Source organism: Thermus sp. (genome assembly GCF_039793865.1).
In the GTDB taxonomy this organism is placed as follows: Bacteria; Deinococcota; Deinococci; order Deinococcales; family Thermaceae; genus Thermus.
Genome location: NZ_JBAMMI010000067.1, coordinates 13879 through 28722, shown reverse-complemented (window position 1 = coordinate 28722; position 14844 = coordinate 13879). Strand labels below are relative to the sequence as shown.

The window sequence follows — 14844 nt, the reverse complement described above, 5'->3', positions numbered from 1 at the left end:
GGAGGAAGGCCAGGGGCGTGGCCAGGGTCCAGAGGAGAAGGTCTACCAGAAACTTAACAGTCCCGCGCATGCTGGTAGCCATCCTACTCCCTCATAATGCGGGGATGGGAATTTGAACCTGAGCTAGCCTTTTCCCAGGGCGCGGATGGCCGCAATGACCCGGTCTTGATCCTGGGGAGCCAAGGAGGAGCCGGAGGGCAGGCAGAGTCCCCGGGCGAAGAGGTCCTCCGCAACCCTGCCGCCTACGATTTCTGCTCCTCGGAAAACGGGCTGGAGGTGAAGGGGCTTCCAAACGGGCCGGGTTTCAATGCCCTGGGCCTCGAGGGCCTGCCGAATCTCCTCAGGGGTCCGGCCAAAGAGTGCGCGGTCTACAAGCATCACCGTAAGCCAACGGGTATGCCTCCCCCAAGGGGCTTCAGGCTGGAAGGAAACCCCAGGAAGATCAGAAAGCTCCTGCACGTACCGTTCGTAGATGCGCCGCCTGGCCTGCACCCGCTCTTCCAAGGTCTTGAGCTGGGCCCGCCCTACCGCCGCTAGAAGGTTACTCATGCGGTAGTTGTAGCCCACCTCCACGTGCTCGTACCAGGGAAAAGGTTCCCGGGCCTGGGTGGCGAGCTTCCTGGCCCGGGCCACCAGGGCTCCATCATGGGAAACCAACATTCCCCCACCCGAGGTGGTGATGATCTTGTTCCCGTTGAAGGAGAAGATCCCAGTGCGTCCGAAGGTTCCGGGACTTCGGCCTTGGTAGGTGCTCCCCAGGGCCTCGGCGGCGTCCTCAATGAGAGAAACCCCGTACTCCTGGCAGAGGGCCTGGATAGGAGCGATGTCGGCGCTCTGGCCATAGAGGTGCACCAGCACCACCGCCTTGGGAAGCCTGCCCTTCCTGGCCCGGGCCTCGAGGAACTCGGCGAGGAGGGCCGGGTCCATATTCCAGGAGGTCTGCTCGCTGTCTACGAACACAGGCCGGGCCCCGAGGTATAGCACCGGGAAGGCACTCGCGGCGAAGGTCAAAGTGGAAACCACCACCTCGTCCCCCGGGCCAACCCCGGCCAGGATCAGAGCTAGGTGAAGGGCTGCCGTGCCCGAGCTCACCGCAAGGGCGTGGGAGGCCCCAACGGTTTGGGCGAACTCCCGCTCAAAAGCCTCCACCTGGGGACCCAGGGGGGCGATCCAGCCAGACTCCAGGGCCTCCTGAAGGAACTGGGCCTCGAGACCGGAAAGATGGGGGGGAGAGAGGTAAATACGGTATTTCATGATTTTTTTCATGATTTTCTAACGCGGATAAGCTCGTCTCCAAAGCGAGAGTGAACTATTCGTCCGAGAGTTTTTAAAATAATAACTAGGTCGCTCCACAAGGTCGCATTCCTAAAATACTCTAAGTCAAGTTTAATCTTTTCCGGCATGACTTGCTCTATGTAAAATTTTTCAGGGTCCCGGGCCTGCGCAAGGAGCTCGCTCTCATTGCTGTATTTTATTGACGCCGGGCTCGTGATTCCCGGCAAAAAATCCAGAATCTCTCTCTGTTCAGGAGTGTATAGTGCTACATAGCAAGGCAACTCCGGCCTAGGCCCGACAAAACTCATCTGTCCAAAGACTACATTCAAAAGTTGAGGTAATTCATCTAGTTTGTACTTCCTCAACCAGTAGCCAACACGCGTAATTCGGGGGTCCTTCCCAATCGTCAACGGTTTTCCTAACTTTTCTGCGTCCACAACCATGGTGCGGAATTTCCAAATTCTAAAGGGTTTCCCCCTGTAACCAATCCGCTCTTGTAGATAAAAAACAGGCCCTCGGTCTTCCAGTTTGATTAATATGGCTATGGCCAAGAAAACAGGCCAGAGCAGAATAAGGCCTAAAATAGCAAGCCCAAGGTCAAATAAGCGTTTTCCCAATCTCTTCACCTACACACCCCCAAGCCGATTCTCCAAATCGCTTAACCAACGTCCTACAAGCTTGTCCCAGCTGAAGTTTTCCTCTACGAATCTGCGCCCGTTAGCTCCCAACTCGCTAGCCACATCTGGATGTTCCAATAAATATACGATGGCATTAGCCAAGGCCTGGGGATCCTCTGGACTAACCACGATACCACTTTTGGCCTGCTCTACCATGCGAGCCCCCTCACCTTTCCCACTATAAATAACCGGCTTGCCCGATGCCATGATCGGAAACATCTTACTAGGTCGAGCCCCCGCATTGACAGGGATATCCCGGACTGTTACAACACCCGCAAGAGCAATTGAAAGAAGCTGGGCAACGTATGTGGGATTCTGAGGGGGCAAGAATAGAACATTTTCTAGACCCCTCTGGTGGACCATAGACTTTAGGCGGGCCCTCTCAGATCCGTCTCCGACAATTACCAAGGTCACATCGGGCGCCCTTCCTCTGAGAAGGTCCATGGCCTCGATTGCGACTTCCAGCCCATGAGCGAAACCAATTGTGCCTGGGTACAAAAGCATCTTCCTATTTGCTAACCCGAGCTGGTCAGCTAATTCCCAGTCGGGCTCTCTAGGACGAAAGAGGCTAGTGTCTACCCCATTGGGGAGAAAGAGTACTTTATCAACCCTTACGCCTTTTTTTTGGATCAAGGAACTTAGTATCCCTTCAGTTACTGCATTCACAAATGTGGCATTTCTATAGCACCAGGCCTCCAATGCCTCTGCCAGAGCATAGATTTGGTCATTACGCAAGACGCCCAGATCCCTAGCGGCATCGGGCCAGAGGTCAGCTACATTGAGGACCGCTGGAATTCGCCAGAAACGAGCTACTAGGAGGCCAGTAATACCGAGAAATAACGGTGGAGACTCAATAAAAAGGATGTCTGGGCGCTTTGCCCGGTAAAGCCCAACCAAGGAGGAAACCGCAAAGGAAAGGTAGTTCAAGATGCGCTTAATCCCGGCACCCGTAGAGGGGTATAACCAAACCCTGTGCACAAGTACCCCTTCCCAGCCTTCACGAACGTAGAAGTGCCCCCGGTAATCGGGGAATATACGCCCGGTGGGATGGTTGGGCAGTGCGGTCACCACCTCTACCTCGTGTCCTAAGCGTTGGAGCTCTCTAGCTAAGGCCGAAAGGCGCACTTGAGAAGCCCCGATTTCGGGAGGGAAGTACTGGGTCAGAATTAAGAAGCGCATAAGAACCACCCACTAAAGGCAGATGACTGTAAAATCCCCGAGTCGTCCGTATTCTCCATCCGATGAAAGGTAGCCCAATTATAGCCTTTGGGACTGAGGCCCAGCCGTTCAAGAACCCGACTTTTCCGCTCGGCCTTGACCCTGTGGTAAAGGGCTGCGTCGTAGATCACGTTTCCCACAATGTGAATCTTATCATCTGGGATGCCCTCCCGAAGAAGATTGCGCACCGCGGTCTCTGTGGGCGCAAAAAGCACATCAGAAGCATGGTCGGTGAGCACCCGGTTGATCTCTTCCGGCATCCTGCGGTTGAAAGAACGCAAGCCCGCTTCCACGTGGGCCACCGGGATGTGAAGCTTCACCGCCGCCAAAGCCCCCGCCAGGGTGCTGTCCGTGTCCCCGTAGACCAGGACCCAGTCGGGCTTTTCCTGCAGGAGCACCCGTTCTATGGCTTCCAACATTCGCCCCGTGTTCTGGCCGTGGGTGCCGCCCCCAATGCCCAAGTGGTAATCCGGCTCGGGGATTTCCAGCTCCTGAAAAAACACCCGACTCATGTTGTCGTCGTAGTGCTGGCCGGTGTGGACCAACACCTCCCTTACCCCCGGCGTGACCCGAAGCGCCCGGGATACTGCTGCCGCTTTGATGAACTGGGGTCGGGCACCCAAGACGCTGACCACCTTCATACGATCCTCCTGTAGAAGGCCAGGAGCTTCTCCGCTTCCTGTTCCCAGTTGAACCTTTCCAGCACCGCTTTTCTACCACGTTTGCCCATCTCTTCCGCCTCCTGAGGATGCTCTAGAAGCCACTGAATCGCCTTGGCTATTTCCTTAGGATTTAAAGGGTCCACGGTCAAGCCGCACTGCTCGCCTTCTACGATTTCGCGCCAGAGCGGGAAGTTAGACGCAACAACAGGTATTCCTGCAGCCATATATTCAAAGAGCTTGACGGGTTGTCCTGCCACATAATTCAGCGTAGGATGGAGAATGACCAATCCAACACGAGACCTGGCAAGCAACGTACGGATCTCTTTCCGGCTTAGCCAACCCATAAAGACAGTTCTATGCCATCCGGGCATTTCCTGGAGACGGCTCTCCAACTCGGGGGGATCAAATCTACCCGCAAGAAAGAGTCGGGCCCCAAGTCTAGGAGGAAGATGCTCCATGGCTTTGACTATTTCTATGACCCCGCGGATGGCGGATATCCCCCCTACATATACCACTTGCATAGGACGCTCACTATAGGGGATTTCCCCTGCGTGCGGAAACTCCGATAGGAGAGGAAAATTCTGGACCACTACCGTCTTATGTGGCGGAAAGCGTTCGGCTATGGCCGGGGTAGCAGCCACTATACCGTTCATAAATCTACCTGCTACCCATTCCATCAACTCTGCGGCCTTCGCAACCACGCCCCGAAGAACGGATGGGATCCAGTATTTGCTCAAAATCTGGCGCGGTAGGTCTTCGTGCACGTCGTAAATAACTTTTTTCCCCATGAGCCGCAAAAGCAGGCCTACGGGGATGAGCTCGGGATCGTGGAAGTGATAAATGTCAGCCCTTTCGCGTACTGCCAGGCTCAGAGCCTTGAAGGTGGTTCCGAACATGCGGGAAAAACGGTTCTTAGGAGTGGGCAGGCCATGGATTCTAATTCCCTCGGACTCTTTGGGTTGCCCTTGAGCTACCAGCACAACTTCGTAGCCGGCTTGGGCCAAAGACTGGGCTTCCTTATGGAAGATTCGAGTGTCTAGTACAGGATGGACTGTGCTTAAATGAAGCACCCTTTTTGCCTTGGTCATCCTTGCCTCCTCGAAAGAGCACGAGGAACACCGGAAAAGCCTGTTAGCAATCCTAAGACTGTGAAGAGCAACCGATTATCCGGTATATCTCCGCTAAACATTGCATTGAGCAGGGTGTTCACCAGCATGAGAATGGCCACAAAATGCAGTGGGCGCTGGCGGATCTTCGCCCACTCTATTTGTCTTATGGAAAAGAGAACGAGAAAGACAAAGAGAGAGAACCCAATTAAGCCCGTTTCTGCAGCTAACTCCAAGAGAATATTATGGGGATAATCTCTTTCTAACGAGGGGTCCCCATAGTACCAGTAAAAGCTGCCAACGCCCTGACCAAGAACAGGGGCTCGCGTTATCTGTTCCCAAGCCCCCTCTATGCGCCGAAGTCGGCCCTCTGCGGATGTTCCTCCACTAGGCTCTTCCAAGAGGATCTGCAACCTATAAAGCGTCGTCAAGGGAGCAACCTCGGAAGCAAGGGAGAACAAAACGCCCATGGTAAGGAGGAAAAGCATGAATTTGAACGGCTTTTTGGCTAATAGAAAAGCAATAAAGATGCTCATGAGAGTTGCGATGAAAGGCCCGCGGCCACCGATAATTAGTAACGTAATAAAAAAGAACAGTAACATGATTAATAAAAATGTTTTAAAAAATCCCCTTTCCTTTCCCAACAAGAGGCCCGCTACCAGGATATTGGTTGCCATCCCAACAACCCTACCCACACCCAGGTAGTTTCCTCCTAACACGCGTTCGAGATGAGGCTCTGTGGAACCACTATTTATGTAAACGAGCCAGGACTCTACTGCAAGCCATACGGCAGCTAAAACCAATAAGAAGTAGAATCGCGCCACGCGTTCTGGTTTATTTGCGATGATCAAAGCTGCCCCTGCGTAAGCCCAAAACACCAAGGTAAGAACGCGCACAACCTTGTCAGTAGCGTAAGGGTCGTTCGGGGCCCAGATAAGCGTAAAGCTTATCCATGACGAAAAGGCAAGATAAAGCATTACACCTTCAAAGGCCGTCTTGTAGACCTTAGTCCTTCGCAAAATTATTAGAAATAATGCAGATAGAATGCTCAGCCCTAAAAATAGCAAGGTTATATCTATTGGCACCCAAGCAAACCGCGGGTCCGCCTTGAAGCGGCCAGCCAAAAGGAAGAGGACGAAAAGTGCTTCGAAGGAAGCGAGGGCGACCAAGGTTCGTGCTATAGGCAGCTTAGGCCAAGGAAAGTTCCCCGTTGTTTCCCCTCTAACCATGGCGACTGTCCTTCTGCTTAGGGATTTCGGGAGTATTCGGGCGTATTTCTAAATCAATTATTAAAACCATCACAACAAAGTAGATTCCATAAAGCGTTGCACTCCCCCAGGAGAGAAAAGCCAGGGCTTTGCTAGAATCCAACTCGAGCCCCAAGAGTAGGGCAAATATCATTAGAGCGGACATGTCATAAACTAATTTTATCCACGACCACCGGGACAGAAAGACCACCCGGCTCACCGGACTTACGGTCAGTTGGGCAACCATCCAAGGGGCCATTACCGCTATCATCCTACCCGCCTCCTCCCAAGCACTCCCGAAAACCCGGGGAGTCAGGAGGGGGGCCAAGAGCCAAAGGGTAAGGCCAAAGGGAAACGCGATCAGGAAAAGCCTGAAGGTCGTGGTTAGAAGGAAGGACTTCAAAGCTTGGGGTTTCTCCCGAGCAAGTTTTGCCGCGCGACCGTAGAAGACATCAGCCACCGCGGCCCCCACCAGAGAAACCGGCAGGGCCACCACCCTTTGGGCCAGGGCCAAACTACCCCCCACGGCAGGTCCGTACAGGGCTGTGAAGACCGGCACAGGGGCCATAAGGGCCAAGGTGTTAAGAAACCCAGAGGGGAGCTGAACCAGAGGATAGGCCTTGTACTTCGCCAAAACGCCAGGGGAAAACCAGGAAGCCTGGGCCTTGGGTAGAATCCGCCAGAGGGCGGTTAGGCCCAGGAAACGGCCCAGGACTTCTCCCCAAAGGAGGCCAGCCCCACCCGCAAAGGAGAAAAGGACTTGGGCCACGGGGCGGGCTATGCCCTGGACCACGGTGAAGCGTCCCACTAGGTCGAAAGCCCCTTGGCGTACGCTGTAGTAGCGCAGGGACATGCCCCAGGCGAAGGCTACGAGGGCCGGAAAGGCCAGAAGGAAGGCCCAGGGTGGAAGGGCCCCATAACCGAGGAGGTCCTTTTGGCGGAGAAACTCCAGTGCCAGAGCTCCCAGAAGGCCCGTGAGTACTCCCAGGACCAGGCTGCTCCGGGTGAGGGCTAGGGCGTCCTCCTCGTTGGAGGCGGCCACGATAGCCACCTCGTACCGAAGGGTGGCCAGCACTGAGGATACGCCCAGGAAGCTCACAAAAAGCCCCCAAAGCCCCATAGCCTCCGGGGTGTAGAGGCGAGTAAGAAGCGGAGAGAGAAGCACACCCGCCGCCTGAGCTAGGGCGGTTCCTCCGGCGATAGTCATCGCATCCCGGAAAAAGCGGCTTTGGGGCAAGCGGCAAAAAGCACTCATGGGGTCAAGAGGCATAGAAAAGCTTCCTGGACTTGCCCTTGACTTTTTGGCTCCAGGCCGGGCCACATGGGAAGGGAAAGCACCTCCTGGGCCGCCCGTTCGGCCTCGGGGAAGGTACCTTCTGGATACCCGTAGACCGGAAGTCGGTGAAGGGGTACCGGGTAGTACACCATGGTGCCAATCCCCTTACTCGCCAGCTCCTCAGCTACGCGGTCCCGTCCTGCGGGAATACGGACGGTGTACTGATGGAAGACATGCCCCTCTGTCAAGGGAGGCAGGACCAGGCCCGGGATCCCCTGAAGGAGTCCGTGGTAGCGGGCGGCCACCTCCCGGCGGCGGGCGTTGAAGGCGTCCACGTGCCTGAGCTTCACCCGGAGAAAAGCCGCCTGCAGGGCGTCCAAACGGGAGTTGTAGCCCACCCTCTCGTTGTGGTACTTCCTCCGGGAGCCGTGGACCCGGAGCATGCGGGCAAGGTCGGCCACCTCGTCGCTGTTCGTGGCGATGAGCCCCCCGTCCCCGTACCCGCCCAGGTTTTTGGTGGGGAAGAAGGAGAAGGCCCCGGCGTCCCCCAGGGTGCCCACTTTCCTGCCCTTGTAGGTGGCCCCGAAGGCCTGGGCGCAGTCCTCCAGCACCTTGAGGCCGTGGGAGCGGGCGATCTCCAGGATGGGGTCCATCTCGGCGGGGAGGCCGTAGAGGTGGACGGGCAGGATGGCCTTGGTCCGGGAGGTGATGGCGGGGGGTATGAGGTCAGGGTCAATGTTGAAGGTCCTCGGGTCTATGTCCACGAAGACCGGGGTCGCCCCCACCAGGCTGATGGCCTCGGCGGTGGCGAAGAAGGTGAAGGGGGTGGTGATCACCTCGTCCCCCGGGCCCACGCCCAGGGCGCGGAGGGCGATGACCAGGGCGTCTGTTCCGGAGTTCACCCCGATGGCGTGCTTCACCCCCAGGTAGGCCGCCGCCTCCCGCTCAAAGGCCTCCACCTCGGGACCCAGGATGTACTGCCCCGAACGCATCACCCGGCGGAAGGCCTCTTCCAGCTCAGGCCAGAGGAACTCCACCTCGGGCAGGGGATCGTAGACGGGTATCCTCAAGGCTCACCCCCTAGGCAGGGCTCAATCATACTCCACTCCGAAGGCCTCGGTCCAGGCCACCAGGTTGACCCACCGCCACACCCGGAAGTCAAAGCGCTTTCGCCCCTCGGCCACCTCCCGCCACTCCTTAAGCACCTCCTCCGGGCGGAGGGCGGGGATGGACCTCAGGGCCTCTCCCCGGAGCAGGGCCTCCACCCAGGGGCCGAGGGCCCTAAGCCAGCGGAGTTCGGGCGTGGCAAAGCCGATCTTGTCCTTCCTCCCGGGCACCCCCTCGGGAACCAGGCCCCGCATGGCCTCCCGGAACACGGCCTTGCTGGTGCCGTCGGGGGCCAGGATGTACCCCTCGGGCAAGCCGAGGACGAAGCGGGCGAGGGCGGGGGTGAGGAAGGGCACCCGGCTCTCTATGGAGTGGGCCATGGAGTTTCGGTCCTCGTACCGGAGGAGCATGGGGAGGCTCGTCTCGGTGAGGGCCTCCAGGAGCTCCTGGCGGAGGTGGTCCTTGCGGGGGCCCAGGAGGCGGGAGGGCGGGCTCGGCGCCACCCCCCTCTCGGCGAACCAGGAGGCGTTGAGCCACGGGGGGAGAAGGGCCTCCCCGCCCAAGCGGCGGGCGAGGGGCTGGAGGGCAGGGGAAAGGAGCCTCCCCAGAACGCGCTTCCAGGTTCCTTCCCTGCCGGGTAGCCGGGAGAGCCGAAGAAGGAAGGAGAGGGCCTCGAGGGGCCTCCCCGAGGCCAGGAGGGAGGCCACCCGGGCGGCCCCGTAGCTCACGTAGCCCGCCAAAAGCTCGTCGGCCCCCTGGCCGTCCAGCATGACCTTGGTGCCCTCCTCCCTCGCCCTCCGGAAAACGCGGTGCTGGGCGTAGATGCTGGTGCTGCCGAAGGGCTCCCCCTGAACGCGGACCAGGGAGTCTAGATCCCGTGCGAGCTCCTCGGGCGAGATGCGCACCTTGTGAACCCGCACGCCACAGGCTTCCCCCACCTGGTCCACGTACCGCTCCTCAGAAACCGCCTCGTCCTCGGCCACGAAGCTGAAGGCGTGGAGCTCCAGCCGGGGCTCCAGATGGCGGGCGGCGCACACGATGGCCGAGGAGTCTATTCCCCCGGAAAGGGTAAACCCCAGGGGCACATCGCTTCTCAGGTGCAAGCGCACGCTTTCCAGAAAGAGCTCCCTGAGCTTCTCGGCTGCCTCCTTAAAGCTCAGATCCCCCCCTTCTTCTGGAACGAGGCGCCAGTAGCGGACGAGCTCCGTCCTGTCCGGCGCTTCCAGGGGCACCCGCAGGTAGTGGCCGGGAGGCACCTGGCGCACCTCGGCGAAAAGGGTTTCCCCGCCGTGGTCGGTGAGGCCGAAGCGGAGGTAGGCGTAGAGCCTCTCGGAGTTCACGCGCCTCCCCACCCCTGGGAGGGAGAGGAGAGGGGGGATCTCGGGAGCGAAGGCGAGGCCTTCGGGAAGGAAAGCGTAGTAAAGGGGCTTGATGCCGAGAAGTCCCGCACCAGGTAGAGGACCCCCTCCTCTGCGTCCAAGAGGGCGAAGGCGAACATGCCCACAAGGCGCGTTAGGCTCCCCTCGCCCCACTCCCGCCAGGCGGCGAGGAGGACCTCGGTGTCCAAGGCGCTTCGGAAGGCGTGGCCCCTCGCCTCGAGGGCCTCGCGAAGCTCCAGGAAGTTGTAGACCTCCCCGTTGTAGACCACGTGGAGGCGCCCGTCCGGGGAGGACATGGGTTGCCACCCCGCCTCCGAGAGGTCCAGTATGGACAGGCGCCGATGGGCGAACCCCAGGCGGAAGCCCTCCACGGGAACCGGATCCCTCGAGGCCACAGGGCCTTCCCTGCCCCAGAAGAGATACCCCCGGTCGTCGGGTCCCCTGTGGGCGAGGGCACGGGAAAGGCCCTCCAGGAGCGCCACCCGCCTAGGGTCAGGGGTGCGGAGAACGAGGCCAGCGATGCCGCACACGGGCTACCCCACCTTCTCCACCCGCTCGGGGGCCGCTTGGCGGTAGCGCCTGCCGCAGGCCCCGCAGGTGGCCTCCTCGCCTGTAAACACCAGCCTTTCCCCGCACTCGCACACCCAGCCAAGCCTACGGGCGGGGACCCCGGCCACCAAGGCGTAAGGAGGCACGTCCTTGGTGACCACCGCTCCCGCCGCCACGAAGCACCATTCCCCTAAGGTAACCCCGCAGACGACGGTGGCGTTGGCCCCGATGGTGGCTCCCCGCTTGACCAGGGTGGGCAGGAAATCCTCGGGGCGGTTGCGGGGAAAGGGGGCGCGGGGGTTGCGCACGTTGGTGAAGACCGCCGAGGGACCCACGAAGACCCCATCTTCCAGGACCACGCCTTCGTACACGGAAACGTTGTTTTGGATTTTGACTCCGTTGCCGATACGCACCCCCTTGGCCACGAAGACGTTCTGCCCCAGGGAGCAGTTTTCTCCGATCTCCGCGCCCGCCATGACGTGGCAAAAGTGCCAGATGCGGGTCCCCTTACCCACCTTGGCCCCTTCGTCCACGTAGGCGCTCTCGTGCTTGAAGTAGTCCACGGCTCACCCCAAAAAAGGATGGCGGACCTCGGGACTCGGGTCTCTGGGAGATAGGGTCCGCACCTCCGCCGCCACCCGGATGGCCTCCCTGGCCTCGGCGAGGCCAAACCCTTCCCCGGCCAAGGTCTTGCGGTAGACCTCGGTGTGAAGGTCGGTGAACCCTTCGGAGAACTCCACCTCCTCCCCGTCCAGGGCGATGGAGCGGTAGGTGCGCTTGCCCGCCTTGCGAAGGGGCTCGGGCACAAAGGAGGGGTCTATGGAAAGGAACCAGCGGACCCTGGCCCCCTCCAGCTCCAGGTACCCGGCGTTCACGGTGGGGGTGCGCACGTGCACCTCCACCCGGTGGGCCTTCCCGAAGAACCAGGCGAGGAGGTCAAAGAAGTGGATGCCGATGTTGGTGGCAAGCCCTCCGCTTTTCCGCTCGTCCGCCTTCCAGCTCGCCCCGTACCAGGCCCCGCGCCCGGTGACGTAGGTGAGGACCACGTCCCTCACACCCCTCTCCTGGGCGAGGCGCTCCCTTAAGGCCTGAAGGGCTGGGTGAACCCTGAGCTGGAGGACGGTGTAAACCCGCTTCCCCGTGCGGACCTCCCACTCGGCGAGGCGGTCCACCTCCTCGGGCCAAAGGACCAGGGGCTTCTCCGAGAGGGCGTGGGCCCCCAGGCGAAGGGCCATGCGGATCTGGGGGTAGTGGAGGTGGTTGGGGCTCGCGATGGCCAAGTAGTCCACCCCCTCCCCCCGCTCCCTCAGGTCCTCCAGGTAGGCCTCAAAGGCCTCCGGCTCCGTGAAGAAGGCGGCCTCGGGAAAGAAGCTGTCCACCACCCCCACGTTGGTGGCGGGGTCCAGACCCGCCACCAGGAGGCCCCCCACCTCCTGGATGGCCTTCAGGTGCCTAGGGGCGATGTAGCCCGCAAGTCCCGTCAGGGCGAAGCGCCTCACAGGAGGACCACCTTCCCTTCCGTGAGCTCCTTGGGCAGGTGCCGGGTGGCGCCCCGGGCGTCCAGCACCCGCTTGGCCTGGCGCACCAGGGCCTCGTAGTCAAAGGCGCTGTGGTCCGTGGCCACGATCACCAGGTCCTGGGAGGCCAGGAGGTCCCCGCTCAAGGGGACGCTTTCCATGCGGAGAACACCGTCCTGGAAGCTCGGGATCAGCGGGTCGTGGTAGGCCACCTCGGCCCCCAGGCGCTTCAGGCCCCGGATGACCTCTATGGCCGGGCTCTCCCGATAGTCGGCTACATCCCGCTTGTAAGCCACGCCCAGGACCAGCACCCTCGCCCCCCGCACCGGAACGCCCTCTTGGGCCAGGAGGCGGAGGGCCTTCTCCACGGTGAACTCGGGCATCCTCCGGTTGATCTCCCCTGCCAGGGCGATGAAGTGGGTGTTGAAGTTGTACTCCTTGGCCTTCCACTCCAGGTAGTGAGGGTCTATAGGGATGCAGTGCCCCCCCACGCCGGGGCCGGGGTAGAAGGGCATGATGCCAAAGGGCTTGGTGAAGGCGGCATCCAGCACCTCCCAAACGCTCAGCCCCATGCGGTCGCAGAGCATGGCCAGCTCGTTCACCAGGGCGATGTTCACCGCCCGAAAGGTGTTCTCAAAGACCTTGACCATCTCCGCCGCCTTGGCGCTGGACACCGGGACCACCCGCTCAATGGTCTGGCTGTAAAAGTGCACGCCCGCCTCCAGGGATCGGGGGCCCACCCCCCCCACCACCTTGGTGGTGTTCTTGGTGGTGTAGCGCCTGTTGCCGGGGTCTACCCGCTCGGGGGAGTGGACCAGGAAGAAGTCCTCCTCCACCTTGAGGCCGCTTTCTTCCAGGATGGGGAGCATGACCTCCTCGGTGGTGCCGGGGTAGGTGGTGGACTCGAGGCTCACCAGCTGGCCTGGGCGGAGGCGCTTGGCGATCTCCTCCGTCACCCGCTCTACGTACTGGAGATCGGGGGTGAGGTTCCGCGTGAGAGGCGTGGGTACGGCGATGACGATGACGTCCATTTCCGGAACCCGGTCAAAGCCGGTTTCGGCGGAAAGGAGGCCCTTGGCCACCACCTCCTTTAGCTCTTCATCCTTGACGTCCCCGATGTAGTTCTCCCCGCGGTTCACCTTTTGCGCCCGCAAAGGGTTCTGCTCCACGCCCAGGACGCGGAAGCCCATCTTGGCCTTTTCCACGGCGAAGGGAAGGCCCACGTACCCCAAGCCCACTACCCCCACTACGGCGGAGCGGCGGGAGATCTTTTCTTTTAAAGCCTCTAGGAGCGCATCGGCGGTCTGCGTCATAAGCTCTCCGGAGATAAGGGTACTTCATGCTTCACCCAAATGTCCCTTAGTCTGCCACTTCACTATCGCTCGGGCCTCCTTGAGAATTGCGTGCACCAGCTCGAAGCTCGTAGCATCCACGTAGATCCGCACCACGGGCTCCGTGCCCGAGGCCCGGAAGAGGACCCAGGCTTCATCATAAAGCCACTTCACCCCGTCCAGGGTGTCCACCCCCTTGGGGGTGAGCCCGGCGAGGGGGCGGGGTTCGCGAAGAGGGGTGAGGTCCAGGGGGGCCTTCAGGGGGAGGTCCAGACGGTCGTAAGCGTGGGTGAGGCCCGCGAGGGCTTCCACCTCCTTGAACTGCTCGGCCAGGTCCTTCCCCGTGGCGGCCACGCTCTCCAGGAGAAGGAGGGCGGTAAGGATCCCGTCCCGCTCGAGGAGGTGCTCGGGGTAGCCCACGCCCCCGGACTCCTCCCCGCCGATGAAGCAGTCCCCTTTAAGGAACTCCTCCTTGATCCACTTGAAGCTCACGGGGGTAGTGGTGACCCCGAAGCCGAGCCGTTCCCCGAGGCGGTCCAAAAGCCAGGTAACGGCGAAGTTCTTCACCGCCCGCCCCCTAAGGCCCTTCCGGAAGCGGTAGAGGGCCAGGGTGGTGAGGACCTGGTGGGGGTTGAAGAAGGCCCCGCCGGGGAGGACCACCCCCACCCGGTCCGCGTCCCCGTCGGTGGCCACGGCGAAGCTCGGGGGGGTTTCGGGCCCCATGACCGCCAGGGTTACCCCCAGGTTCTTGGGGATGGGCTCGGGGTTCACCCCGTAGAAGAGGGGGTGGGGCTCCTCCCGGAGGGGCTTTACCGGGATCTCCAGGCCCACGTGGCGGAGGAAGCCCTTGAGGAAGCCCGCCCCCGCCCCGCCCATGCTGTCGTGGTAGAGGACGCCGGGGAAGCGGGCGAGGGCCTCGAGGTCCAGGTGGGCCTTGAGGGCCTCAAAATAGGCCTCCTTCAGGTCCAAGACCTCGTAAGCCCCTTCCCTGGCCTCCGCCTCCTCGGGGACCAGGGCCTCTATGGCCTTGGCCTCCTCCTGGGCAATGGGCCCCCCAGTGGCGTCCTTGAACTTCACCCCGAGGTAGGGGGGCGGGTTGTGGCTCGCGGTGAGCATGGCTCCGCCCGCCGCCTTCAGGTGGCGCACGGCGAAGGAAAGGAGAGGAGTAGGGACGGGGCCCTGGAGGAGGGCCACCTTCAGGCCCATCCCCGCGAGGTGGGCGGCAAGGGCCCGGGCGAAGGCGTCCGCCAGGAAGCGGGTGTCGTGCCCCACCACCACGGTCGGCGGAGCTCCCTCGAGGCCGCCCCCCCGCTCCAGGAGGTGGCGGCCGTAGGCCTCGGCCAGGCGGTGGAGGGTGGCGAAGGTGAACTCCCGGGCGATGACGCCGCGAAAACCCTCGGTGCCGAAGCGGATGGGCACGTCGCTCATCCCGAGGAAGGATACCACTCTCCCGGGAGGACCGCCCCAAGCCCTTCCTGCCCCTCTTTGAGGGGAAGACCC

General features: G+C 61.0%; 14 protein-coding genes. All 14 read right to left on the bottom strand.

Going from position 1 to position 14844, the window contains the following annotated elements; all coding sequences use genetic code 11:
- Positions 1–123: 123 nt before the first annotated feature.
- The 14 genes from ABJK26_RS06385 to ABJK26_RS06320 are packed head-to-tail and all read right to left on the bottom strand — an operon-like array spanning position 124 to position 14772.
- Positions 124–1254, bottom strand: a complete 1131-nt coding sequence (locus ABJK26_RS06385; RefSeq protein WP_347241451.1) for an aminotransferase class I/II-fold pyridoxal phosphate-dependent enzyme — start codon at positions 1252–1254, stop codon at positions 124–126.
- A gap of 8 nt (positions 1255–1262) precedes the next feature.
- Positions 1263–1901 carry a sugar transferase gene (locus ABJK26_RS06380; RefSeq protein ID WP_347241449.1) on the bottom strand — a complete coding sequence of 213 codons (639 nt, stop codon included), beginning with the start codon at positions 1899–1901 and terminating at the stop codon, positions 1263–1265.
- Positions 1902–3131: a glycosyltransferase family 4 protein gene (locus ABJK26_RS06375; RefSeq protein ID WP_347241448.1), complete on the bottom strand. Its 1230-nt coding sequence runs from the start codon at positions 3129–3131 to the stop codon at positions 1902–1904.
- A complete protein-coding gene (wecB, locus tag ABJK26_RS06370; RefSeq protein WP_347241447.1) occupies positions 3119–3811 on the bottom strand; it encodes a UDP-N-acetylglucosamine 2-epimerase (non-hydrolyzing) in 693 nt (230 codons plus the stop codon). The genes ABJK26_RS06375 and wecB overlap by 13 nt, the downstream gene beginning before the upstream one ends.
- Positions 3808–4920 (bottom strand): glycosyltransferase family 4 protein, encoded by a 1113-nt coding sequence (locus ABJK26_RS06365; protein WP_347241446.1) that lies wholly within the window; start codon positions 4918–4920, stop codon positions 3808–3810. The genes wecB and ABJK26_RS06365 overlap by 4 nt, the downstream gene beginning before the upstream one ends.
- Entirely contained in the window at positions 4917–6107 is a 1191-nt protein-coding gene (locus ABJK26_RS06360; RefSeq protein WP_347241445.1) for an O-antigen ligase family protein, read from the bottom strand. The genes ABJK26_RS06365 and ABJK26_RS06360 overlap by 4 nt, the downstream gene beginning before the upstream one ends.
- Before the next feature lie 52 nt (positions 6108–6159).
- Positions 6160–7392 (bottom strand): oligosaccharide flippase family protein, encoded by a 1233-nt coding sequence (locus ABJK26_RS06355; protein WP_347241444.1) that lies wholly within the window; start codon positions 7390–7392, stop codon positions 6160–6162.
- 44 nt (positions 7393–7436) lie between these two features.
- On the bottom strand, positions 7437–8531 hold the full coding sequence (locus ABJK26_RS06350) for a DegT/DnrJ/EryC1/StrS family aminotransferase (protein WP_347241442.1): 1095 nt from the start codon (positions 8529–8531) through the stop codon (positions 7437–7439).
- Between the two features lie 21 nt (positions 8532–8552).
- Positions 8553–9920 (bottom strand): asparagine synthase-related protein, encoded by a 1368-nt coding sequence (locus ABJK26_RS06345; protein ID WP_347241441.1) that lies wholly within the window; start codon positions 9918–9920, stop codon positions 8553–8555.
- Positions 9905–10477 carry a hypothetical protein gene (locus ABJK26_RS06340; protein ID WP_347241440.1) on the bottom strand — a complete coding sequence of 191 codons (573 nt, stop codon included), beginning with the start codon at positions 10475–10477 and terminating at the stop codon, positions 9905–9907. Before ABJK26_RS06340 ends, ABJK26_RS06345 begins: the two co-directional genes overlap by 16 nt.
- Before the next feature lie 3 nt (positions 10478–10480).
- Positions 10481–11059, bottom strand: coding sequence for an acyltransferase (locus tag ABJK26_RS06335; RefSeq protein WP_347241439.1), 579 nt, complete (start codon positions 11057–11059; stop codon positions 10481–10483).
- 3 nt (positions 11060–11062) lie between these two features.
- Entirely contained in the window at positions 11063–11995 is a 933-nt protein-coding gene (locus ABJK26_RS06330) for a Gfo/Idh/MocA family oxidoreductase (protein WP_347241438.1), read from the bottom strand.
- The gene (locus ABJK26_RS06325) at positions 11992–13326 is read right to left on the bottom strand and encodes a nucleotide sugar dehydrogenase (RefSeq protein ID WP_347241437.1); all 1335 of its coding nucleotides are present in this window, start codon (positions 13324–13326) and stop codon (positions 11992–11994) included. The genes ABJK26_RS06330 and ABJK26_RS06325 overlap by 4 nt, the downstream gene beginning before the upstream one ends.
- Before the next feature lie 24 nt (positions 13327–13350).
- Entirely contained in the window at positions 13351–14772 is a 1422-nt protein-coding gene (locus ABJK26_RS06320) for a phosphoglucomutase/phosphomannomutase family protein (RefSeq protein ID WP_347241436.1), read from the bottom strand.
- Between the last annotated feature and the right edge of the window lie 72 nt (positions 14773–14844).